Source organism: Streptomyces sp. NPDC000941 (genome assembly GCF_053599555.1).
On record NZ_JBSFMM010000039.1, the window covers coordinates 38364 to 60688 of the forward strand.

Here is a 22325-nt window from a genome sequence, read left to right on the forward strand (position 1 = left end):
GGGAATCATGCATGGCGCACCAAATCACCGCGTTTTGTCCGGCACGGGCGGCGGGGCCGCCGGAGATGCTGCGGTGACATCGCCGAGCAGCCGTGATTCCTCACTCTCCGGGACCTTCGGGGCCGATGGGGTCTCCGGGACCTGCGGTCCGTCCGCCTCCCGCAGCCAGCGCCGCAGCACCGCGTGCACCCGCTCGGCCCCCACCAGCTGCTCCCCCGGCCGGATGGGCGGGCTGAGCTCGATGGGCCACAGCAGAAAGGGGTGGCTCTGCGCCCCGCCGAGCCCGCCGTGCGAGCCGATCTGCCCCTCGAAGGCGTGCACCTCGCCGGTGGCCGGGTCGTAGGCGGAGTTGACCATGATGTCGGGGGCGTTCGCGAAGCGCGCGGTGCGCCGTACGGCGGCCACGGCGCCGTCGCCGAAGGCCTTGAGCGGGCTGCGCCCCACGACCCGGCCGGTGTCGAGGTGGTGCTCGGCGCCGTCCGCGCCCAGCACCACCGCGCCGTGCCGCTCGGACCGTACGAGCAGGAAGCCCACACCGGGGTGGTCGGCGAGGGTGCGCAGCAGCGCGGGGTGGCGGCGGTCGATCTCCTCGCGGCTCATCCGGCCCGGCACATCGGGGAAGGAGACAAGACCCAGGTTGCCGGAGGCGAGCACCACCGGGTCGGACGGACCGTGTCCGTCGCCGTCCCGCTCGGGCCTGCGCAGCGCGGCGCGCGCCGCCTCGCGCGCCTCGGCGCCGCTCGGCGTACGCCCGGCCTGCCGGGGCACGGGCAGTGCGCAGCCGGCCCGCACCAGGTCCTCCAGGGTGAGGCCGTAGGCGTCGGCGAAGGTGGCGCCGGGGCTCTGCCCGTGGTCGGAGAGGAGCACGATGCGGTAGTCGCGCGGTGCGTGCTCGACGACCTTGGCGATCAGCGCGACGCTGCGGTCGAGGCGGCGCAGCACTTGGTGGGTGTCGCGGCTGCGCGGCCCGGAGTGGTGGGCGACCTCGTCGTACGCCACCAGGTCGGCGTAGATCGCGGTGCGCCCGGACAGGATGTCCCCCATCACCGCGGCGACCACGACATCGCGCTCCACGACGGTGGCGAAGGCGCGGATGAACGGGTACAGCCCGCCCCGCGCCACCCGCGGCGTCTCGCGGCGCAGTCCGGCGCGCGCCGACTGGGCGAGCTCGCGGAAGATCTCGGCGAGGAAGGAGCCCGCGGTGCGGGTGGCGTTCGCGGGGTCCCTGAAGTACGCGAAGTAGCCGCTGCGGGAGCGGTTGTGGCGGCCACGCCGGGCGGCCACCGAGAGCACCAGGGCCAGTTCCTCGGCGCCGCCGGTGAACAGGTTGCCGCGGCTGGCCCCGTCGACGGTGAGCAGTCCCCCGTCCCCGGTGCGGGCCGCGGCGCGGCGCTGCAGTTCGGCCGCGCTGGTCGGCCGGTTGCTGACGATGACCTGCCGGGCCTCCTTCTCGTACCAGCGGAAGGCGGGCACGTCCTCGGTGGAGCCGTGCAGGATGCCGAGCTGGCTGGCACCGGTCTGGCTGGACCAGTCGGTGCGCCAGGGGGTGAGCGTATGGGTGGTGTCCACCCAGCCGGCGACCGTCTCCATGATCGGCGGCCGGTTGCCACGGGGCCGCACCGCGTCCCGCAGCACATCGTGTCCCACACCGTCGATCTGCAGAAACACCGTCCCGGGCGGCTGCGGCGGCCCGCCCGTCCCGCCCTGTCTGCGCCGACTGCCCTGTCTGCGGTCTGCGAGCCGCGCCAGCCGCCGGCGGTAGGCGCCGTCGTCCCGTACGGCCAGGAAGGTGCTGGTCGCCGAGGACGCGGCGGACATCACGGCCGCGACCACCACGGCGGTCTCCGGCTCGGCGGCGCCGCGCCCGTCCGGGATCAGATTCAACGCGACCAGCAGCAGCGAGCCGTTGAGCACGAACACCAGCAGCCCGAGCACGAACGCGGGCACCAGCAGCAGGGCCCGCACCAGCAGTGGCCACACCAGCGCGCTGAGCAGACCGAAGGCCCCGGCGCCGCTCGCCGCGGTGATCGCGATCCGGGTGGTGCTGTCCCCGTCGGCGGACTGCAGCCGGAAGTCGGGCAGGATGCCCGCGAGGGCCAGCATGGTGAGCGTGGACACGGCCCACACCGCGAGCACCCGCAGCAGGGCCGCGCCCACGGACTTCCAACGGGGCATCTGCACGCCGTCACTCACCTCGCGTTTCCACGCCCGCTCGGCACTCGCGGACCGGCCCCCAGCCTGTCACAGCGGATCTCGGGGCCCGGCCGTGGCGTTTCTCTATAAGAATCTCGTTCATTGATATGGACACGCCATGCGCACCGGCCTACCGTGACTCTTGGTCTAGACCATGATCAATCGACTCGAAATCGACCAGAGATCGACTGGAGGTGACGATCACATGCCCGCGTTACGCACCAGAGTGGCCATCGCCGTCGCCGCGCTCATGGGAGCGCTGACCGGCGTGGCATCGGCAACACCGGCGACAGCGACCGCGACCGCGCCGACGGACGGCTGGCAGCAGAAGTCCTTCACCTACGCCATGCACAAGCCCTGGAACCTCGACCTCAGCGAGCGCTACCGCTACGACTCGGGCACCAAGACACACACCATGTGGGTGTACTCCACGGACGAGCCCCTGGAAGAGGGCAGCTCGACCGATCCGCGCACCGAGATGCGCTGGAATCAGGAGTACACCTCGGGCAAGCACATGTGGGACGCCGATGTGTACATCCCGTCCGGCACCAACGGCGCGGACTTCATGCAGATCCTGCGGGTCAAGCACCCCTCCGGCACCCCCGCGACCGACATCATGCTGCGGGTGTCGAGCGAGAACGGCGGCACCGTCAAGCGCTACACGGACCAGGTCATCAAGTCCGGTGTCTACAACAAGTGGTGGAACCTGAAGGTCGCGCACGACGCGGACGCCGGAAAGATCCAGGTCTACGCCGACGACCAGCTGGTCCTGACCGTCGCCGACCGGGGATCCGCGACCCGCCACTTCAAGAACGGTGTGTACCACCACGGCAGTGGCCGGGCCGAGGCCCGCTTCCGCAACATCCACTATTGGGTCAAGTAGAGGAGCGCGAGACATGTCCGTGAAACACCGCGCCATCGCCTCGATCTCGGCCGCCTGCGGACTGCTGCTGACGGCTCCGACCGCCGCCCACGCCGAGGTCGAGCCCGGCGGCTGGACCTCGGAATCCCCCGGATTCAAGGTGCAGGAGCGGGGCTGCGGCCAGGTCGACGATCTGACCTTCAAGCTCACCTGCTCGACGGCGAGCGGGGACCAGCGCGCCGAGCGGCGGTATGACACCTACACCGGTGGCACCCACCAGTTCGAGGGGTACTTCAAGGTCACCAGCATGGGCGGCACCCGGATCAGCCTGAAGCAGACGTTCAACGACACGGACGGCAGCGCGGGCCCGTACTTCATGCTGGCCGTCGAGCGTGGCGGGCGGCTGTACGCCGTGCACGGCGGGGACACCCTCTCGAACGCCGGGACCGTCGGCGCGACGGTGCGGGTGAACACCGTGCACCAGGTGGGCAAGGAACACCGCACCTACATCAACGGATCGCTGAAACACACCGTCGACAGCCCCGGCGGCAGCTTCTACGACAAGTTCGGCGCCTACCGCACCAGCAGTGGCAACGGCCCGGCCACGGTGGTGTGGAGCAACGTCAAGTTCTGGCGCAAGTGAGCGGCGCGCGCAGAGCCCTGGCGGCGGCGGCCCTCGTCGCCGCCGCCCTGGCCGGCTGCTCGTCGCCGCAGCCGACCGCCCGCTCCGCCGAACCGGCCCCTACCTCCGCCACCGCCACCCCCGGCACCAGGCTCACCGCCACCCTGACCTCGCCGGTGGACGCCACCCTGAGGTGGACGGGCACGGAGCCGGGGGCCGCCGGGCGGATCGTGGAGTTCGCGACCGCGCCCGAGGGGCCGTACACGATCCTGGAGTACGTCCCGCTCGGCCAGACCTCGTACCGGCACCCCGATCTGATGCCGCAGACGCCCTTCTACTACCGCGTCCGCCCCTACTACGGGCCCGCCTCGCGGCCGGTCGAGGTGCGGCTGCCCAAGGGCGACTTCACGGCGAAGGAGCAGAAGAGCGACCACGAGTGGGCGCCGCCCCGGACGCTGCGCCAAACGGCCGTGCACACCGGCTCCGTCAAAGACGCCGCCACGGCGCGGACGGCCGCCCCCACCGGGCTGAAGGCGACCGTCATGCACGCCAACGGCATCCGGTTCACCTGGACCGACCACGCCTCCGACGAGCAGGGCTATCTGCTGGAGGACCGGCCACAGGGCGGCGACCGCTTCCGGCCGGTGGCCGTCCTGGACCGGGACATCAACTCCTTCGGCCTGATCACCCTCCCGAACGAGAAGCGGGCCACATACCGGGTGCGGGCCTTCTCCTACGGCAAGGCGTCCAACGTCGTACACCTGAAGACGGGATCCGCACCGGAGCAGTGACAAACGAGCAGGTACGGGCTTACGCGGGGCGGCCGAGCTCCTTGCGGAACAGCTCCAGGACGTTTCCGCCGAGGATCTTGAGGATGTCGCCCTCGGGCAGGCCCCTGCGGACCAGCGCCTCCGTCACCAGCGGCAGCCCGCGGGGGCCTTCGAGGCCCGGCACCACCAGCTCGGCGTACTCCAGGTCCTCGCAGCACGGCGGGCTGGTGTCCGCGCTGACCTCCTTGATGAAGTCGGGCCCAAGGCCCACCCGGTCCACGCCCGCGACCTCGACGATATGCAGGATGTGATCGGCCAGCCGGTCCACCGTGCGCTCGGCCGGGTCGGTGGCCACGAACTCGCCGAGGAAGTTCACACACACCATGCCACCGGTCGCGACAAGGCCGCGGATCTGCTCGTCGGTGAGATTGCGGTGGTGGTCGAGCAGGGCGCGGGCGGAGGAGTGCGTGGCCAGCACGGGCCGGGTGGCCAGCTCCAGCACATGGGCGACGCCCGAGGCGCCCAGATGGGACACGTCGAAGAGGATCCCCAGGCGCTCCATCTCCGCCAGCGCCGCCACCCCCGCCTCGGTGAGCCGGCTGCCGGTGGCGTCCTCGCCACTGCCGTCGGCCAGGGCGGTACGGCCCCAGTGCGCGATGGACGCCATGCGCACCCCGAGCCGGTGCAGGGTCGGGATCAGCTCCACGTTCGCATCCAGCCCTGGGGCGCTCTCCAGCGCCAGGACCAGCGCGATCTTGCCCTCGTCCAGGGCGCGGTCGACGTCGTCCCCGTCCAGGCACAGCCGTACCTCGTCCGCGTTGCCCTCGGCCAGGGTGTGCGCACACTCGATCATCCGCAGCGTCTCGCGCAGCGCGCCCTCGGGGCGGAACTGGTCCTCGATGAAGACCGGCAGCACCTGAAGATCCACCCCGCCCTCGCGCAGTTGGGGCAGCCACTGGTCACGGAAGAAGGAGGCCCAGCGGTGCGGCGGGCGGGCGGTGACCGCGATCAGCAGGTCGTTATGGGCGTCGGCGACCACCGCGCGGCGGTGCAGTTCCAGATGCGGGTCCAGGGTCACGTGCAGGCTTTCCTTCAGGTCAGGTCAGGTCAGTTCAGGTCAGGTCAGTTCAGGTCAGGGCCGGGGCGAGGCAGGAAACGGGGCCATGGTGCCGTACGGGTGGGGCGCCGGGCCACGGAATATTCGAACATCCGACGGGGAGGAATCCGGTCCCGCGCGACCCCGCGCCGTCCGCCGTCTCCCAGGACGGTGAGAGGATCGGACGAAGGCGCACACGCCCCCGCCCGATGTGGGGACGTACGTCCGCCGGTCCGGACGGCACAGTCCGGGCGGCACGGTCCGGGCGGCGCCATGAGGGAGGGTCCGAGTGTCGGTGGAGATCACCTGGTGGGGGCATGCCACCACCACCGTGCGGGACTCCGGCGTGCGCGTGCTGACCGACCCGCTGTTCGTACGGCGGCTGGCGCATCTGCGCCGCCGCCGGGGGCCCGTGCCGCCGCCCGCGGCCGAGGTCGCCGAGGTCGCGCTGGTCTCCCATCTGCACGCCGACCACCTCCACCTCCCCTCGCTGATGCGGCTGCGCCCCGGCACCCGGCTGGTGGTGCCGCGCGGCGCCGGGCGGGCCGTGCCGGGGCTGCGGCGGGTGGCCCGGGCGCGGGAGCTGCGGGTCACGGAGATGCGGCCGGGCGAGGAGATCGCGGTGGGCGAGGTGCGGATCCGGGCCGTACCGGCCGCGCACGACGGCAGACGGCTGCCGTACGGGCCGAGCCGGGTGCCCGCGCTCGGCTACGTCCTGCGGGGCGAGTCCACGACGTACTTCGCGGGCGACACCGGTCTTTTCGACGGCATGGCGCGGGCGGTCGGCGACTGCGACGTGGCGCTGCTGCCGGTCGGCGGCTGGGGCCCCTACCTCGGCCACGGCCACCTCGACGCCCACCGGGCCGCCCAGGCGCTCGCCCGGCTGGGCGCGCGCAGCGCGGTGCCCGTGCACTACGGCACGTACTGGCCGATCGGCCTCGACGGGATCCGGCCGCACGAATTCCACTCCCCCGGCGACGACTTCGTCCGGCACGCCGGACGGCTGGCCCCCGACGCGGTGGTGCATGCGCTGCGGCACGGCGAATGCGTACACCTGGAGACCACCGGATGACCGGCCAAGTACTCGACGGCATCGGCGAGCTCGCGCGCGGCGTGCCGCCCGAGTCGACCCAGCAGGCGGTCGGCTATCCCTCGCTGTTCCTGCTGGTGGTGCTGGGGTCACTGGTGCCGGTGGTGCCGACGGGCGCGGTGGTCAGTTCGGCGGCGGTGGTGGCGATCCACCAGAGCGTGCCGCCCCTGTCGCTGCTGGTCGTCTTCGGTGTGGCATCCTTCGCGGCCTTCCTCGGCGACATCACCCTGTACTGGCTCGGCCGCCGCGGCCTCAGCTCGAAGAACGGCTCCCGCTGGCTCGCCCAGCTCCAGGGCCGCGCCGCCCCCGAACGCCTGGCGCAGGCCCGCACCCGCCTCGACGAGCACGGGGTCGCGGTGCTGGTGCTCTCCCGTCTCCTCCCCGCCGGGCGCATCCCGGTGATGCTGGCCTGCCTCCTCTCCCGTATGCCGATGCGCCGCTTCGCCCGCGGCGACGCCCCGGCGGTCCTGGCCTGGTCCGGTGCCTACGCCCTCATCGGCATCCTGGGCGGCTCGCTCTTCGCCAGGCCCTGGGAGGGCGTTGCCGCCGCGATCGCCCTGACCGTCCTCCTCAGCACCGCCCCCACCCTCTGGCGCCGCACCCGCGCCCGCCGCGAGGCACACGGCGAGGCGACGAGCTGACCGCTCGCGTACACCCCGGCTAGTCTCCCCCCATGGGGGAATGGCACTGGGCGTCAGTAGCACCGGACACAGCCGCAACGCACGGCTTCAAGGTCGCCTTCCACGCCCAGACCTTCGGCACCGAACAGGAAGCCCGGAACCACCTCCAGAGCTACCTCGACGCCCGCTCCGACAAGGACACCGACTGCGCGCTCGCGGCCGAACGGCTCCGGGGCCTGTCCGGCTACGCCCACCGGGTCAGTGTCCATATCCCCGGGAGGGCCTGGCACGTCCTGGGCGGCGAGGCAGAGCTGAAAAGGTTCGTCGCCGGCCTCCAGGGTGTGGTCAGGCCGGTGATCTTCCGGCGGTCCTTTCCGTCCGCGGCGGCAGCGCCCGGCCGGCCGAGGCGCCTCCGCGATCGTGCCCGTGCTCACCGACGGGGCCTTCACGAGTCCGTCGGTTCCCGGTCACAGCACAGGCACGCCCAAGCGGCCGTTCCGGGCTCCCGTAACCGTTCCGCGCCAGCCACTGGCCGACGGCCGCCGCGTTCCGCAGGCAGCCCGCCACCACCGTCGAACCGCCCGCCGCCGCGGAGATGGCGGATCCGTTGGGCGAGGGCAGCACGAGCCGGGGAGTGAACGGGGCTCGCCGGAGCGCCGCCGGGGACAGTGACCACGGCGCGGCCGCGGAGGCGGCACCCGGCTGCGCGAGGCGCCGCACAGATCGTCGACCGTATGCCCGAAGTAGTCGGCGGTCGCGGCCATGATCGCGGTGGCCGCCACGTGGCGTTCGAGCGTGCAGGCTCGGTGCGCTACGCCACCGCCAGAACCCTCGCAACGCACTATGCGGCGATATGCGTGGGCATGCATTCTGAGCGCATGTCAATGCAGGCCACGCACCATGCTGTCCCCGTACAACGCGCCGATGTCGACAAGAAGGATGTCGCGGCGACGTGCGGCGGCGGCGATGACATCCTGTTGGAAACCGTGCAGAGAGAAGAGGGCCAAGGCCGCATCGTCGATGCGATGCCCCTGTGCGGCCAGAAGGGTTCGGATATGTTCCAGGCGCTCGAGGTCCTTGAGTCCGCGGGGCTGGATGGTGGCCTTGGCCTCGCCGATCAGGGTGACGGCCGTTCTGGGGCTCTGGGGGCGCTCGCCGAGGGCCAACGCGAGCACGTCGATCTCGTGCTTGGTCCGGGCTGTCGGGTCAGAGATCTCCGCCGTGCCAACTGTACCGAAGGACAGACCCGTTTCGTCCATCGCGAAGGAGCGGACCCATTCGCGTGCGGTTTCCTCGAAGTGCGGGCCAAGGATCTTTGAGTGGTAAGTCGGCCGGGATGACTGCCACACCTGGCCTCCGCGCCGCCGTTCCACCAGGTCCACCATGGGCAACGTGATCAGCTGGTTGAACCGGATCACCGGGTCCGCCACGCTGATGACCGGGTGACGTGCCTTGAGGAGGTCCTGCTCCTTACGGATGTACCCGGTGGATTCGAGCACCTCCAGAGGGGCGACCATGGCGGATCGGGATCGCTCCAGCATCGACCCGACCTTCGCAGGGGTCGAGGCTCCCCGGGCCACCGTGGTCAGCACGTCGTAATACAGCGTGCGATGGGTGATCCGCGGGTCCTCACGGAGGAGGAACTCGGCCTCCACCCGCGTGTACAGCGCCCGGCCCGGGTTCAACAGGGTGCGCTCCACCCATGGGCCGAATTCCGCCTCGCTCTGCGGAGTCGGCCCGGCGGCCAGCGGCCGGTAACCGGGGGCACCGCCCAACACCGCATCAACCTGTAGTGCCACGCCCGGGTCCGCCACTCCCCAGTGTGTACGGGCAGTGCGGTAGTCGAAGGCCGGCACGCGCAGGTCCAGCACAGCCCGGCCGCGCAGCGGCTTGGTGCCGGACAGCAGCTCGGACATCACGCTCATGGCAGAGCCGCACAACACGATCCGCCCGCCGGGCGCCCTGCCGGACTGCGACTGATCGTAGAGCAGTTGCAGAAAGCCAGGAATCTCCGGTGAGTGTTGCATGAGATACGGGAGCTCATCGATCACGATCAGTGGTGCCCCCGCCGTTCGGTTCACCACCTCCAGCGCAGCGGTGAGTACGTCCCGCCAGTCATCCAACCGCATCGCTCCAGGTCGCACGCCGGCGTGCGCGGCGATCGCCTCAGTGAACCTGCGCAGTGCCGGCACCCGGCCCTCCTCCTGCACTGCGGTCAGATAAAGCCCGCCCACTGCCTCCGTGAGCGCCTCCAACAGGAACGACTTCCCGCTCCGCCGCCGCCCCGCGACGATGGCCAGCCGCAACTCGGGGGTGGGATCGGCGAGGAAGTCGTTCAGCAGCGTCCACTCGTGATCACGGTCCAGCAGGCGACCCGGCTTGTCGATCTTTTCCATCAGCCCACCCCTCCGCAGATTGTTCAGGTCGAACCTATCAAATAACGTTTAGGCAGACCCTAACGTCGTTCGGGAGATCTCGGCTAGCGTCCTGGAGCCGCCCCGCCCTGTGGCGCCACACCCGCGCCCGCGCCCGCCGCCGAGCGCACCGCGAGGCGACGGGCCGACCGGCGCTTGCCCCTGTGCAACCCGCTCACGGGAGACATTGATGCGCAACCGAAAAATTCGGAGGGTTACGACTTGATCGCCTCTGGGTAATTAGGTTCCGGCGCAGCCGCCAGCCCGCGATCCATCAGACTGCACCAAGAATCTCAGCGAATACTGCGAGGGAACAATGGAATTAGCCAGGGTAGCATTTTCGGTAGCCGCCGCATTATCCGTCCCAGCAGGGCTGTCCTGGTTCAAGAAACCCTGGTATTCCGTCTCCTTCACATCAGCCTACACCTCTATTGCAATAATCCCCCTCGGCCACGGCCCCAAGATTTGGCTAATTCTAGGGGCAACAGTCTTATGCAGCCTCTCAATCGCGCTCATGTGCAAGCCATGGGAGCCGCTTCCTGGACTCCCGAACCGGATAGCCATCCCATCGGTCACCGCAACCAGATATGCTGCGGGCGCACTGCTCCTCGTTGCGGGAGTAACCTACACATACGTCGGGGCGAACGCCGGCCTCGTTCGCATTCGCGAGCTAGCGGATAGCGATCGCGTATTCATCGTGACCTCCGGCGGCTTGATTGCCGTAGTCGGCTGCGGATCCACCATCGCAAGAATCGTCAAACCGCTGATCGACGAAATCGAGTCCCATGTCGCCACAGGAGCACTCGGTTCGAACATCAGAGAGTTTGTCGCATCAGCCGCCCATATTGGATGGATTGAAAGAATCCTTTTATTCGGATTCTTGGCTTCAGGGAAGCCTGAGGCCGCAGCCTTAGTTATTGCCGCCAAATCATTCACCCGGTCCCCGGGAATCAGTCAAGGCGGAAAGCTGGTCGCCGACTACTATCTGGTCGGCACATTGGCCAGTGTGACGGCAGCACTGCTGGCATCCTGTGCCACCAGACTCGCTATTGGGCTGCCGCCCATTTAGGAGTTGGTATGGACCTAAGCGAACAACCTCTCTTCAAAAAGCTGATCTCCCTGGACCTCCCAGCTAACGACTTCCTCGTTGCCGGAAGCGGCCCTATGCTGGCCCACGGAATTCGATCGAATGTCGGTGACCTCGACATTGTGGCACGGGGACCCGCCTGGAAGAAAGCCTTACGCCTCGGCACCCCCTTACCAGCCCCCCTCGGCTACGCAGAGCACATTGTTCTCGCCTCCGGCGACATTGAGGTACTCAACGGCTGGTTCGACTACGACATCAATAAATTGATCGACGAAGGGGAGACTTTTAACGGGGTCCGGTTTGCACCTTTGCCCAGGGTAATGGAATGGAAGTCGCGCCTCAACAGAGAAAAAGATCGCGACGATATTGAAGTAATCAGTCGATATTTAGGCTACCCGCATCACCCTCACCTGGGCTAAAAAATCCGAGCACAAGCCTGTTGTCCTCAGACGAGGATATTCGCTAATCAGTTCCCTGGCCCGAGGTGCCAAAGCGGTGAGACGTATTGGTCAGGATGTATCTTGATCAGGAGATCGCGCAGCTCGGTGCGGTGAGCCCCGCCGAGGCCGAGGGCTTCAGTGAGGCGGCGGAACGTCGTGTGGGTGATCCCGCGAGTGCGGGCTTCGGTTTGGAAGCGCTCGAGCCGCTGGAGTGCGGTGTCAGGATCGAAGCTGGCCTTGGATGCCTCATCGAGACGTGTGGCCTTGTCCCGCTCGTAGTCGATTTCGGAGTATCCGCAGATATCACGACTGTGTTGCTCGGCTTCCCTAAGGCCGGTCGTTGCGGCGACGGCACATGCGAGCCGGTTGCGGTGGAAGGCAGCGTCAAGGTCCGCTTCATGAACGGTGGGTCCGTCGTCGGTGAGGGGGACCGGAAGTCCGGCGTCGCGAATTTCACAGAGGCCACGTGCACCTCGGGCGGTGGCCGTGAGCATTGCGGTGGCTTCTGACGGGTGCCACTCCATGACCGCGCTGATGCGGGTGGCTTCTTCGGCGGTCAGGGTGTGGATCACGCGGCCCAGCCGCTCACGCAGGATATCCGCGGGAATCTCACCGTCGAGCCCGGGACCAGCGACCAGGAGCCGAATGGGCGCGTCGATCCGGGCACACGCGGCGAGCGAGAGCGCGTCGGCGAGGGGACTGCGCAGGGTAGGTTCATCACCTCGAGCGAGGATGTCACCGCCCACGTCCAGCAGGTCGACTGACGTCGGGGCTAGGTGGTCGATGAGTTCTTCGATCTGCCGGACCATGCCTCGAACCCCGCCGTAGGGGTTTGTCAGGGCGAAGGTGTGCGGGAGTTCCTCGGCAAGACGCGGGAGGGTCGACCCGGCCGGCGGCACCGGGGTCGCCCCAGCGGGGACGGCGTAGACGCTGGGCGTCAACGGCTGAAGGCGGGTGAAGTCGGCCGGTCCGCGCGGCCCCGGTACGGGGTCGACGAGCAGTCGGTCCCAGGCGTAAGTGAGGATCACCGCCCGGTCCTCCGTGCCGTACAGAGCAGCCTCGAGCATCGCGGCGGCGACGGCGTCACCCCCGCCTCCCCCAGCCACGATCAGGTGCGTCACCCGATCAGCGTACGTGCTGCACGGCTGCCCGCTCACCCTATAGTGGCCAGAGGTATTAGCCACTTACGAAGGAACCGCATGCCACAGATCGAAGAGGCTCAGCCGAAGTACCTGCAGATCGCGCATTACATCCGCGATCAGATCTTGCGGGGCGACTTGCGGCCGGGTGACGAGGTCCCGTCGGAACGTCAGTTGGCGGCCGACTGGAACGTTTCGCGTCCGACAGCGGCCCGCTCCCTGCAGGCACTGAGCCATCAGGGCCTGGTGGAAAAACGTCAGGGCTCCGGCACCTATGTCCGGAGCCTCGAGGTGAACCGCCGGGCGCGGGAGTTGTACGGACGGGCCAGGCAGACTGGCAAGATTTACTCCCCCGGCGAATACGCGGTCATCACCTCAGCCGGGTGGCTTGACGCGCCGGATCACGTGGCAGAGGCACTCAACCTGGCCAAGGATCGCCGCGCGGTACACCGCAGGCGGGTCACGAATGACCAAAGTGGACCGATCACCTTGTCCACCTCCTGGTTCCCACCGGAGGTGGGTCAGCGCGCGCCCAAGCTCCTGGACCCGGAACGCATCCAGGAGGGGACTTTGATGCACGTCGAGAAGGTGACGGGCCGCCAAGGCAGTTACGCGGAGGACCGAATGTGCGCTCGGGCGGCGACCGAGGAGGAGGCTGCCGATCTGCGGCTGACACCCGCCTCGCCGGTGCTGATTGTGCATCACGTCGTCTTCGACCTGCAGGACCGTCCACTGGAGTTCGCCGAAGCCACCTATCCGCCCGGCCGCTGGGCCTTCGAACAGGGATACCCGTTGGGGTGACATCGCCGCCGCTGACACTCAACCGCTTGCCTGAGCGAAGTGGCTAATGCCACCATCCAGTGAGTGGCTAATGCCACTTGGATGGTGCAGCGACGGCACGGCGTGAGGAGTGGTGCGAAGATGAACGTTGGCACTGACGGCCCGGGTACGAGTACACCAGACGAGGCGCCACTCGGTGCGATGACCCTGCGCCCTTGGCCGGAGTCGGTGCCGCGCGCCCGACGCTGGTTCCGCAAGTTCGCCACCGCCTACAACCTGGCCTCCCCGATCGACGATTGCCTTTTGATGATCACTGAGGTGGTCACCAACGCGATTGTCTTCGGGCACGCCGAAGATGAGTGGCTGGTGCGCGTCGAGTGGCACCGCGAAGGACGCGCGCTGCGTGTCGACGTACACAATCCGGGTTTCCCTGCGAATGTGCGGATGCGTGAGGCAGCAGCATACGAAGCCCACGGGCGTGGTCTGTTCCTGGTCAACGCGCTGGCCGACTCGTGGCACGCCGGGCCGAGCCGCTTCGGCGGTACCGTCGTGTCCTTCACGCTCGATCACGCGTGGCCCCCTGGGCCCGTTGTCTACCGGCCTCGATCTCCGCATGGTGAGTGAGTCCCGTTGGCGGCTTCGTTTGGCCTGCACTTCGTCGGTGCAACACTCGCTACACGTCCCCGCTTCGAAATCAAATCCCTTGAAGTCACGGCCGGCGCCGACATCGCCTTCGCCCATGCACTGCTGCGCTGCGGAACCTCCGGCCCCGACGTAGGCCCGTAAGCACCGGTCCAAACCCGTGACGGGTGACGGGCGAGCGGGCCCGGCCAGCGCGAAGTCGTCGCGCGGGTCGGCCGGGCCCGCCCGGATGGGTCCGGGGGCAGCGGCGGGTCAGCGGCAGAGGACGGACTGGAGGACTCCGGCCAGGACTCGCTCCGGTTCCCGTTCGGCGCCCTCGGCGCGCCAGGCGATGAAGCCGTCGGGGCGGACGAGGACCGCGCCCTGGGGGGTGGTGCCGTGGAGTTCGGTCCAGTCGGTGCCGGGGTCGGGGGTCAGGTCGTGGGTGGGGTCGAGGCCGAGGCGGTAGGCGGCGAGGGGGATGTCGAGGCGGTCGGCGACGCGTAGCGCGGCGCCGTGCCAGGCGGCGCCTTCGGGGCCGGTGAGCAGGACGCAGGTGCGCTCGTAGAGGTCGAGGGTGGACAGCCGGAAGCCGTCGCGGTCGACCCACAGATGGGGGGCTCGGCTGCCGGGTTCGCCGCCCGCGGTGAAGCGGTCGGGGACGGCGGGGGTGGCGGGGTCGGCGCCGAGGACGGCGTCGGAGGCGTAGCGGTAGCCCATGGCCACCGCGAGCACATCGCGCTGCGGGCCGCCGGTGGACGGTGGCGGGGTGTAGCCGGGGTGGTTGTGTTCGGCGGAGCGCGCGGCGGCGCGGGCGCTGGTGGCCACGGCGACCGGCTGGCGTTCGACGCCGTAGGTGTCCAGCAGCCCGGGGCCGGCCCAGCCGCCGAGGACGGCGGCGAGTTTCCAGGCGAGGTTGTGTGCGTCCTGGATGCCGGTGTTGGAGCCGAATGCGCCGGTGGGGGACATTTCATGGGCGGAGTCGCCGGCGAGGAAGATCCGGCCGTCGCGGTAGCGCTCGGCCACCCGTTCGGCCGCGTGCCAGGGAGCCTTGCCGGTGATTTCGACCTCCATGTCGAGGACACCCGTGGCCTTGCGGATGTGTTCGGCACACCGCTCGTCGGTGAAGTCCTCCAGGGTCTCGCCGGTTTCGGGGTGCCAGGGGGCGTGGAAGACCCACTGTTCTGCGTTGTCCACCGGGAGCAGCGCCCCGTCGGCGGCCGGGTTGGTCAGATAGCAGGCGATGAAGCGGCGGTCGCCCACGACATCGGCGAGCCGCTTGGCGCGGAAGGTGATGCTGACGTTGTGGAACAGCTCGCCGCGGCCGGTCTGGCCGATGCCCAGGCGTCTGCGTACGGAGCTGCGGGGGCCGTCGGCGGCGATGAGGTAGTCGGCGCGCACCACGGACGTACGCCCGGACTCCCGGTGCTGGACGACGGCGGTCACCCCGTCGGCGTCCTGCTCGAAGGAGATCAGTTCGGTGGAGAAGCGCAGTTCGCCGCCCAGCTCCTGGGCGGTCCGCAGCAGGACCGGTTCAAGGTCGTTCTGGCTGCACAGACACCATCCGGAGGGGCTGAGCCCGCGCATGGCGCCGCCCGGGTCGATCTCCCGGAAGAGCCAGTGGTGGTCCACTCCGGTGAGGGATTCGGCTTGCAGGATGCCATGGTTGCCGGCCAGGACGGACGCGGCTTCGTGGATCGCGGACTCCACTCCCGCGGTCCGGAACAACTCCATGGTGCGGAGGTTGTTTCCGCGCCCGCGCGGGTGCGTGGAGGTGCTCGCGTGTTTCTCCACGAGCAGGTGTCCGACGCCCAGACGGCCCAGGAAAAGTGAGGCGGACAGTCCCACCAGGGATCCGCCCACGACGAGTACTGGCACACGCTCATCGACATGGGGATTCATCTCGCTGCTATTCCCGGGGTTTTGTCCCTGGTCAGGCGTCTGGTGAGCCCCTTCGCCCGGATGGCTCACATATCTCGCGGCATCCGTGGGAGCGCTCCACGATCGACTAACGGGCGCCGCGTCGGCGAAGGACGCCCCCGGAGGAGGAGTGGAACATATGAGCACCCTGCCCAAGACTTCGCGGCCCGCGAAGTCCTCGACGACCGAGTCCCCGCCTCGGCCTTCCACGCTCACCGACGCCCGGCTGCGTGTGGTGTTGCTGGTGTCGGTCCATGTGGGCGCCGAAGAGCGTTTCTTGCATGCCTACGAGCAGTTGTCCCAGCAGGTGGCCGCGGTCCCGGGCCACATCAGCGACCAGTTGTGCCAGTCGATCGAGAACCCCTCGCAGTGGCTGATCACCAGCGAGTGGGAGAGCGCTCCGCCGTTTCTGAGCTGGGTGGAGAGCCCCGAGCACCGCGAGATGGTCAAGCCCCTCCACGGATGTGTGGAGGACACCCGGTCGCTGCGGTTCAGCGTGTTGCGGGAGACCTTCTCGGCCAGGGAGGCGGCCGGCCGCCGCGCCGCGCCCCCCGTACAGCTGGCCCCGCGGGTCGGCGACGGCCTGGTGCGGCACGCCCTGACCTTCACCGTCAAGCCCGGCAGCGAGCAGAGCGTAGCCAAGATCCTGGCCGACTACGCCGCGCCCGAGGCCCGCGTGGACGAGAACACCCGGCTGTGCCGCACCTCGCTGTTCATGAGCGGCAACCGTGTCGTACGGGCGGTCGAGGTCAAGGGCGATCTGGTGGCGGCGCTGCGCCATGTGGCCAGGCAGCCGGAGGTGCGTGCGGTCGAGGAGGCCATCAACCCGCATCTGGAGGAGGACCGCGACCTGGACGACCCGGAGGCCGCGCGGGACTTCTTCATGCGGGCGGCGCTGCCCGTGGTGCACCATCTGACGGCGGACCCCAGCCGCCCGCCGAATCTCCGGCGCCACATGCTGCTCTACCCGGTCAAGGAGGGCTGCGGCCCGGCGGTGGCCAGTCTGCTGGCCCGTCAGGACGACCTGGCGGTGACCAAGCCGAAGGCGGCGATGGCGTCCGACGGCGGCGAGGGGCAGCACACGATCGTGAGCAGCACGGTCTTCCAGCGCGACGACATCGTCGTACGCATGGTGGACATGGACGCACCGCTCGACCGTGATCTCGCGGTGGCGGCCGGGGTCAGCGGGCCGCGCGCGGCCGCGGTGCTGGGCCGGCTCCTCGACGCCCGGCTGCTCGACGCGGGGGCGGGCGGCAAGACGAAGATCGATCTGTCGAGCGAGGCCGGGCTGCGGCGCTTCCTCACCGACTGCGACATGGAACCGGTCACCGACCGCCGCGCGGCGGATTACTGACACTCCCCCTCCCGAGCCCGTACCCGCCAACCCCCACCCACTCTCCGTCGTGCGCGGCGGCCGCGCCGCCTTCTGGAGGCCACTATGACCACGCAGTCCCACCTCATCGTCGACCTGTCCGCGGTCGCCCCCAACCGCCGCCGCGGCGGCGATGTGCGCGCCATGCTCACCCCCACCACGGTGGGCGCCACGAGCGGCTTCATGGGCATGGCCGTCGTGCAGCCCGGCGAGCGCGTCACCGAGCACTACCACCCGTACTCCGAGGAGTTCGTGTACGTGGTGTGCGGTGAGCTGGAAGTGGACCTGGACGATACGGCGCATCCGCTCCGTGCCGACCAGGGGCTTCTGATCCCCATCAACATGCGCCACCGGTTCCGCAACGTGGGCGACACCGAGGCCCGGATGGTCTTCCACCTCGGCCCGCTGGCCCCGCGCCCGGAGCTGGGCCATGTGGACACCGAGACCGCCGAACCCGCCGAGGCGGCGTCGTGACCCGACGGGTGGTGGTCACCGGGCTCGGTGTCGTCGCTCCCGGGGGTCTGGGCGTCCCGGCCTTCTGGGACATGCTCACCGCGGGCCGCACGGCGACCCGCGGCATCACGCTGTTCGACGCCGCGAGGTTCCGTTCGCGGATCGCCGCCGAATGCGACTTCGACCCCGTGGCCTGCGGGCTGACGGCCGAGCAGATCGAACGCTCGGACCGCTATGTGCAGTTCGCGCTGGTGGCCGCCACCGAGGCGATGCGGGACGCGGGGATCGAGCCCGGGGGGTCCGGAGGGTCCGGTGCCGAGGACCCGTGGCGGATAGGCGTGTCGATGGGTTCGGCGGTGGCCGCCTCCACCCGGCTGGAGCAGGACTACGTCAAGGTCAGCGAGTCCGGCGCGCGCTGGGACGTGGACCATCGGCGGGCCGGCCCGTATCTGCACCACGCCTTCTCGCCGAGCGCGCTGGCCTCCGGCGTGGCGGAGCTGGCAGGCGCCCACGGGCCGGTGCAGACCGTGTCGACGGGCTGTACGTCGGGTCTTGACGCGATCGGGTACGCCTTCCAGACGATCGAGGAGAACCGGGCCGATGTGTGCGTGGCGGGGGCGGCGGACACCCCGGTCACCCCGCTCACCGTGGCCTGCTTCGACTCCATCAAGGCGACCTCGACGAACAACGACGACCCGGCCCACGCCTCCCGGCCGTTCGACGCCCACCGCGACGGCTTCGTCCTCGGCGAGGGCGCGGCCGTGCTGGTCCTGGAGGAGCTGGAGCACGCCCGGGCCCGCGGGGCCCATGCGTACTGCGAGTTCAAGGGGTTCGCCACCTACGGCAACGCCTACCACATGACCGGTCTGACCCAGGAGGGCCTGGAGATGTCCGAGGCGATCAACCATGCGCTCGGCCACGCCCGCATCGACGGCACCGAGATCGACTACGTCAACGCGCACGGCTCCGGCACCAAGCAGAACGACCGGCACGAGACGGCCGCGGTGAAGCGGTCGCTGGGCGCCCATGCGTACAAGACGCCGATGAGCTCGATCAAGTCGATGGTGGGGCATTCGCTGGGGGCGATCGGCGCGATCGAGCTCGCCGCCTGCGCCCTGGCGCTGGCCCACGGAGTGGTCCCGCCGACCGCGAACTACGAGACCCCGGACCCCGAGTGCGACCTGGACTATGTCCCGCGCACCGCGCGCGCCCTGCCGCTGCGCAATGTGCTGTCGGTCGGCAGCGGGTTCGGCGGCTTCCAGTCCGCGGTGGTGCTGAGCCGGGCGGGTGCGCAATGAGTGCCCGGGCCCGGGGGGCGGTGGTGACCGGGCTCGGGGTCATCGCGCCCAACGGTGTGGGCACCGACGCCTTCTGGAAGGCGACCCGGGAAGGGATCAGCTTCCTGGACCGGCTCACCCGCGAGGGCAGCGAGAACTTCCCGGTGCGGGTCGCGGGCCAGATCCGTGGCTTCGACCCGGCCACGATGATCGAGGAACGGCTGCTGGTCCAGACCGACCGCTTCACCCATATCGCGCTGGCCGCCGCCGACCTCGCACTGGAGGACTCGCGGCTGCCGGTCGACGACCTGTCGCCGTTCGCCGTGGGCGTGGTCACCGCGGCCGGCTCCGGTGGCGGCGAGTTCGGCCAGCGCGAGCTGCAGCAGCTGTACGGCAAGGGCCCGCGCCATGTGGGCCCGTTCCAGTCCATCGCCTGGTTCTACGCGGCCAGCACCGGCCAGGTCTCCATCCGCGGCGGCTTCAAGGGGCCGTGTGGTGTGGTGGCGGACGACGAGGCCGGCGGACTGGACGCGCTGGCGCACGCACGGCGGTCGATCCGACACGGGGCGGACGCGATCGTCGCGGGCGCCACCGAGGCGGGGCTCGCCCCGTACTCGATGGTGTGTCAGCTGGGGTGGCGGGAGCTGAGCCGGGCCCGTGAGGCGGGCCGGGCGTATCTGCCGTTCACCACCGACGCATGCGGCTTCGTACCCGGCGAGGGCGGGGCCATGTTCGTCGTGGAGGAGGAGGGGGCGGCCCGCCGCCGCGGGGTGCCGATCCGCGGGTTCATCAGCGGCTACGGGGCGACCTTCACCGGGGCGTCCCGGTGGGAGGAGTCCCGGGAGGGGCTGGCCCGCGCGATCCGCGTGGCGCTGGACGACGCGCGGTGCGCGCCCGAGGAGATCGACGTGGTGTTCGCGGACGCGCTCGGTGTGCCGGAGGCGGACCGGGCCGAGGCGCTGGCGATCGCCGACGCGCTCGGCCCGCACGGCACCCGCGTCCCGGTGACCGCGCCCAAGACCGGCTTCGGCCGGGCACACTGCGCGGCTCCCACGCTGGACGTGGCGGCCGCGGTGCTCGCCATGGAGCACCGCATGGTGCCGCCCACGCCGTATGTCACCGACGTCTGCCATGAGCTCGACCTGGTCACCCGCAGTCCCCGGCCCGCCGAGCCGCGGTGTGCGCTGGTGCTCAGCCGGGGGCTCATGGGCTACAACGCGGCGCTCGTGCTCCGCGGCCCGGAAGGAGATATGTGATGTCCCGTCAATTCACCCACCAGGAGTTGGCCGCGCTCATGAAGAAGTGCGCCGGCCTGACCGTCGACCCGGCCGCCCTCACGGGGTCGCCGGAGATGACCTTCACCGAGTTCGGCCTCGACTCGCTCGGTCTGCTGGCCATCGTCGGCGAGCTGGAGAACCACTACGGCACCCCGATCGAACCGGGTGCCGAGAGCTGCAAGACCCCCAATGACTTCATCGACGTCATCAACGCCTCAATCACCGCAGGAGCTTGAGATGCCCGGGCACACCGACAACGAGATCACCATCGCGGCACCGATGGACCTGGTGTGGGACATGACCAACGACATCGAGAACTGGCCCGACCTGTTCAGCGAGTACGCCTCGGTCGAGGTGCTGCGGCGGGAGGGTGACACCACCACCTTCCGGCTGACCATGCACCCCGACGAGAACGGCAAGGTCTGGAGCTGGGTGTCCGAGCGCGAGACCGCCCGCGATGTGCACACCGTATGGGCGCGCCGGGTCGAAACCGGCCCGTTCGCCTTCATGAACATCCGCTGGGAGTACGACGAGCTGCCCAAGGGCACCCGGATGCGCTGGACCCAGGACTTCGAGATGAGACCCGACGCGCCGATCGACGACGCCGGGATGACGGACCTCATCAACCGCAACTCCAAGATCCAGATGGAGCTCATCCGGGAGAAGATCGAGCAGCGCGCCCGCGCCACGGTGGAGGCCTGACGATGTACCGCACCATGATCGTCGCCAAGATGAACCGGGACGCGGGGCCCGATATCGCCAAGGTCTTCGCCCACTCCGACCGGGGCGAACTGCCCGGGCTGATCGGGGTCACCGGGCGCAGCCTGTTCCAGTTCGGCGATGTGTATCTGCATCTGATCGAGGCCGAGCAGCCGCCGGCCGACCAGGTCGCCCGGTACGCCAAGCACCCCGAGTTCCGTGACGTCAGCGCCCGGCTCCAGCCGTTTGTGCAGGCGTACGACCCGGAGACATGGCGCGAGCCCAAGGACGCCATGGCGCATGAGTTCTACCGCTGGGAGCGCGACCGCGCCTGAGCAAGGCACACCTGAGAAAGGGAGCACCACTGTGGTCGCGGACTGGGTGCGCTGCGAGCGCTGCGCCGACCTGATCTACGGCAAGAGGTTCGCGCGCACCCTGCGCGTATGCCCGGACTGCGGCTGGCACAGCCCGCTGACCGCACGGCAGCGGCTGGACCAACTGCTCGACGCCGACTCCGCGGCGCCGGTCGGCGAGGTGCAGCCGCTGCACGATCCGCTGGAGTTCGCCGACACCCGGCCGTACGCGGAGCGGCTGGCGGACGCGCGGGCGAAGACGAGCCTCAAGGAGGCGGTGATCTGCGTTCTGGGCCGGATCGACGGCCGGCCCGTGGTCGTGGCGGCCATGGACTTCCGGTTCCTCGGCGGCAGCCTGGGCTGCGGGGTGGGCGCGCTGATCTGCGAGGCGGCCCGCACCAGCCTCGCCCGGCGCGTCCCGCTGCTGCTGATCACCGCCTCCGGCGGGGCCCGGATGCAGGAGGGCGCGCTGGCCCTGATGCAGATGGCCAAGACCGCGCAGGCGATGGCCGAACTCGACGAGGCCGGGATCCTGACGGTCTCGCTGATCACCGATCCGACGTACGGGGGCGTGGCGGCGTCCTACGCCACCCTCGCCGACGTCATCCTCGCCGAACCCGGCGCACGGCTCGGCTTCGCCGGGCCCCGGGTCATCGAGCAAACGACCCGGGAGCGGCTGCCGGAGGGTTTCCAGACTGCCGAGTTCCTGATGGAACACGGCATGGTCGACGACATCATCCCCCGCTCCGCCCTCCGCCCCACGCTGGCTCGGCTGCTGGCCTTGGGCAGCTCGGCCGCGTCGGGCCCCGGAGGCCCGGCGGCCGGGACCCCGGCGCGGGGCGCCTCCGGCGGGGCGGGCGGGCGGCACGCCGCGCCCCCGTACGGCGGGCCGGAGGCGCCGGCCGCCCCCCTGAGCGCGGCGGCCCGCCACCGGGACGGCGGGCCGGCGGACGCACCGGCGGGGAGGCCGAACCCCGCCCCGTCCGGGGGCCGACACGCCACCGCGTACGGGCGACCGGACGCGGCGCCGCACGGTGAGCCGGACACGGCCGCCACCACCCACCCGGGCGCGGCGGCCCACGGCCCGGCCAACGCACAGGCGGAGGCGGAGCAATCCGCCCCGCGTGGCGAGCAGCAGGCCACCGCGTACGGCCAACCGCACGCGGGCCCGGACGGCGGCCCGCAAGCCCCCGCCGCCCCCCTGAGCGCGGCGGCCCGCCACCCGGACGGCGGGCCGGCG

The 22325-nt window shown here is 70.1% G+C and carries 22 protein-coding genes; 17 read left to right on the top strand and 5 right to left on the bottom strand.

Annotation, left to right across the window (positions count from 1 at the left end; all coding sequences use genetic code 11):
• Window positions 1-24: 24 nt before the first annotated feature.
• Window positions 25-2175: a phage holin family protein gene (locus ACWDSL_RS15335; RefSeq protein WP_450485507.1), complete on the bottom strand. Its 2151-nt coding sequence runs from the start codon at window positions 2173-2175 to the stop codon at window positions 25-27.
• A 223-nt stretch (window positions 2176-2398) separates the two neighbouring features.
• On the opposite strand from ACWDSL_RS15335, the gene ACWDSL_RS15340 reads away from it, so the two are divergent.
• Genes ACWDSL_RS15340 through ACWDSL_RS15350 form a run of 3 tightly spaced genes read left to right on the top strand, consistent with a single transcriptional unit; the run spans window position 2399 to window position 4468 of the window.
• On the top strand, window positions 2399-3076 hold the full coding sequence (locus tag ACWDSL_RS15340) for a cinnamyl alcohol dehydrogenase (protein WP_450485468.1): 678 nt from the start codon (window positions 2399-2401) through the stop codon (window positions 3074-3076).
• Between the two features lie 13 nt (window positions 3077-3089).
• On the top strand, window positions 3090-3698 hold the full coding sequence (locus ACWDSL_RS15345) for a hypothetical protein (RefSeq protein ID WP_450485470.1): 609 nt from the start codon (window positions 3090-3092) through the stop codon (window positions 3696-3698).
• Window positions 3695-4468 (top strand): fibronectin type III domain-containing protein, encoded by a 774-nt coding sequence (locus ACWDSL_RS15350; protein ID WP_450485472.1) that lies wholly within the window; start codon window positions 3695-3697, stop codon window positions 4466-4468. Before ACWDSL_RS15345 ends, ACWDSL_RS15350 begins: the two co-directional genes overlap by 4 nt.
• Before the next feature lie 19 nt (window positions 4469-4487).
• Here the strand turns inward: ACWDSL_RS15350 and ACWDSL_RS15355 are convergent, their stop codons facing one another.
• The gene (locus ACWDSL_RS15355) at window positions 4488-5525 is read right to left on the bottom strand and encodes a dipeptidase (RefSeq protein ID WP_450485473.1); all 1038 of its coding nucleotides are present in this window, start codon (window positions 5523-5525) and stop codon (window positions 4488-4490) included.
• Between the two features lie 307 nt (window positions 5526-5832).
• Here ACWDSL_RS15355 and ACWDSL_RS15360 point away from each other — a divergent pair, with 307 nt between their 5' ends.
• Together ACWDSL_RS15360 and ACWDSL_RS15365 are read left to right on the top strand one after the other, a co-directional pair.
• A complete protein-coding gene (locus ACWDSL_RS15360; protein ID WP_450485475.1) occupies window positions 5833-6615 on the top strand; it encodes an MBL fold metallo-hydrolase in 783 nt (260 codons plus the stop codon).
• The gene (locus tag ACWDSL_RS15365; RefSeq protein ID WP_450485477.1) at window positions 6612-7274 is read left to right on the top strand and encodes a DedA family protein; all 663 of its coding nucleotides are present in this window, start codon (window positions 6612-6614) and stop codon (window positions 7272-7274) included. Before ACWDSL_RS15360 ends, ACWDSL_RS15365 begins: the two co-directional genes overlap by 4 nt.
• A gap of 860 nt (window positions 7275-8134) precedes the next feature.
• On the opposite strand, the gene ACWDSL_RS15370 is transcribed toward ACWDSL_RS15365, so the two are convergent.
• Complete coding sequence (locus tag ACWDSL_RS15370) at window positions 8135-9649, bottom strand: AAA family ATPase (protein ID WP_450485479.1); 1515 nt, start codon at window positions 9647-9649, stop codon at window positions 8135-8137.
• Window positions 9650-10364: 715 nt separating this feature from the next.
• On the opposite strand from ACWDSL_RS15370, the gene ACWDSL_RS15375 reads away from it, so the two are divergent.
• Entirely contained in the window at window positions 10365-10736 is a 372-nt protein-coding gene (locus ACWDSL_RS15375) for a hypothetical protein (RefSeq protein WP_450485481.1), read from the top strand.
• An 8-nt stretch (window positions 10737-10744) separates the two neighbouring features.
• Entirely contained in the window at window positions 10745-11173 is a 429-nt protein-coding gene (locus ACWDSL_RS15380) for a hypothetical protein (protein ID WP_450485483.1), read from the top strand.
• A 47-nt stretch (window positions 11174-11220) separates the two neighbouring features.
• Here ACWDSL_RS15380 and ACWDSL_RS15385 read toward each other — a convergent pair whose 3' ends face one another.
• Entirely contained in the window at window positions 11221-12315 is a 1095-nt protein-coding gene (locus tag ACWDSL_RS15385) for a DUF1152 domain-containing protein (RefSeq protein WP_450485485.1), read from the bottom strand.
• 78 nt (window positions 12316-12393) lie between these two features.
• Between ACWDSL_RS15385 and ACWDSL_RS15390 the strand changes: the two genes are divergently transcribed.
• Both ACWDSL_RS15390 and ACWDSL_RS15395 read left to right on the top strand, forming a co-directional pair.
• Entirely contained in the window at window positions 12394-13134 is a 741-nt protein-coding gene (locus ACWDSL_RS15390; protein ID WP_450485487.1) for a GntR family transcriptional regulator, read from the top strand.
• Between the two features lie 180 nt (window positions 13135-13314).
• On the top strand, window positions 13315-13737 hold the full coding sequence (locus ACWDSL_RS15395; RefSeq protein WP_450485489.1) for an ATP-binding protein: 423 nt from the start codon (window positions 13315-13317) through the stop codon (window positions 13735-13737).
• Between the two features lie 270 nt (window positions 13738-14007).
• Here the strand turns inward: ACWDSL_RS15395 and ACWDSL_RS15400 are convergent, their stop codons facing one another.
• The gene (locus ACWDSL_RS15400; protein ID WP_450485491.1) at window positions 14008-15636 is read right to left on the bottom strand and encodes an FAD-dependent oxidoreductase; all 1629 of its coding nucleotides are present in this window, start codon (window positions 15634-15636) and stop codon (window positions 14008-14010) included.
• Between the two features lie 157 nt (window positions 15637-15793).
• Here ACWDSL_RS15400 and ACWDSL_RS15405 point away from each other — a divergent pair, with 157 nt between their 5' ends.
• From ACWDSL_RS15405 to accD, 8 genes are all read left to right on the top strand, one after another.
• Window positions 15794-17008, top strand: coding sequence for a SchA/CurD-like domain-containing protein (locus ACWDSL_RS15405; protein WP_450485493.1), 1215 nt, complete (start codon window positions 15794-15796; stop codon window positions 17006-17008).
• An 84-nt stretch (window positions 17009-17092) separates the two neighbouring features.
• Window positions 17093-17500: a cupin domain-containing protein gene (locus tag ACWDSL_RS15410; RefSeq protein WP_385618499.1), complete on the top strand. Its 408-nt coding sequence runs from the start codon at window positions 17093-17095 to the stop codon at window positions 17498-17500.
• Window positions 17497-18777 carry a beta-ketoacyl-[acyl-carrier-protein] synthase family protein gene (locus ACWDSL_RS15415; protein WP_450485495.1) on the top strand — a complete coding sequence of 427 codons (1281 nt, stop codon included), beginning with the start codon at window positions 17497-17499 and terminating at the stop codon, window positions 18775-18777. Before ACWDSL_RS15410 ends, ACWDSL_RS15415 begins: the two co-directional genes overlap by 4 nt.
• Window positions 18774-20012: a ketosynthase chain-length factor gene (locus tag ACWDSL_RS15420; RefSeq protein WP_089509017.1), complete on the top strand. Its 1239-nt coding sequence runs from the start codon at window positions 18774-18776 to the stop codon at window positions 20010-20012. The genes ACWDSL_RS15415 and ACWDSL_RS15420 overlap by 4 nt, the downstream gene beginning before the upstream one ends.
• A complete protein-coding gene (locus tag ACWDSL_RS15425; RefSeq protein ID WP_450485498.1) occupies window positions 20012-20269 on the top strand; it encodes an acyl carrier protein in 258 nt (85 codons plus the stop codon). Before ACWDSL_RS15420 ends, ACWDSL_RS15425 begins: the two co-directional genes overlap by 1 nt.
• A 1-nt stretch (window position 20270) precedes the next feature.
• Window positions 20271-20735, top strand: coding sequence for an SRPBCC family protein (locus ACWDSL_RS15430; RefSeq protein ID WP_450485499.1), 465 nt, complete (start codon window positions 20271-20273; stop codon window positions 20733-20735).
• 2 nt (window positions 20736-20737) lie between these two features.
• On the top strand, window positions 20738-21067 hold the full coding sequence (locus ACWDSL_RS15435) for a TcmI family type II polyketide cyclase (RefSeq protein WP_385618509.1): 330 nt from the start codon (window positions 20738-20740) through the stop codon (window positions 21065-21067).
• A gap of 31 nt (window positions 21068-21098) precedes the next feature.
• A partial coding sequence (gene accD / locus ACWDSL_RS15440; RefSeq protein WP_450485501.1) for an acetyl-CoA carboxylase, carboxyltransferase subunit beta occupies window positions 21099-22325 on the top strand: 1227 nt, incomplete at its 3' end.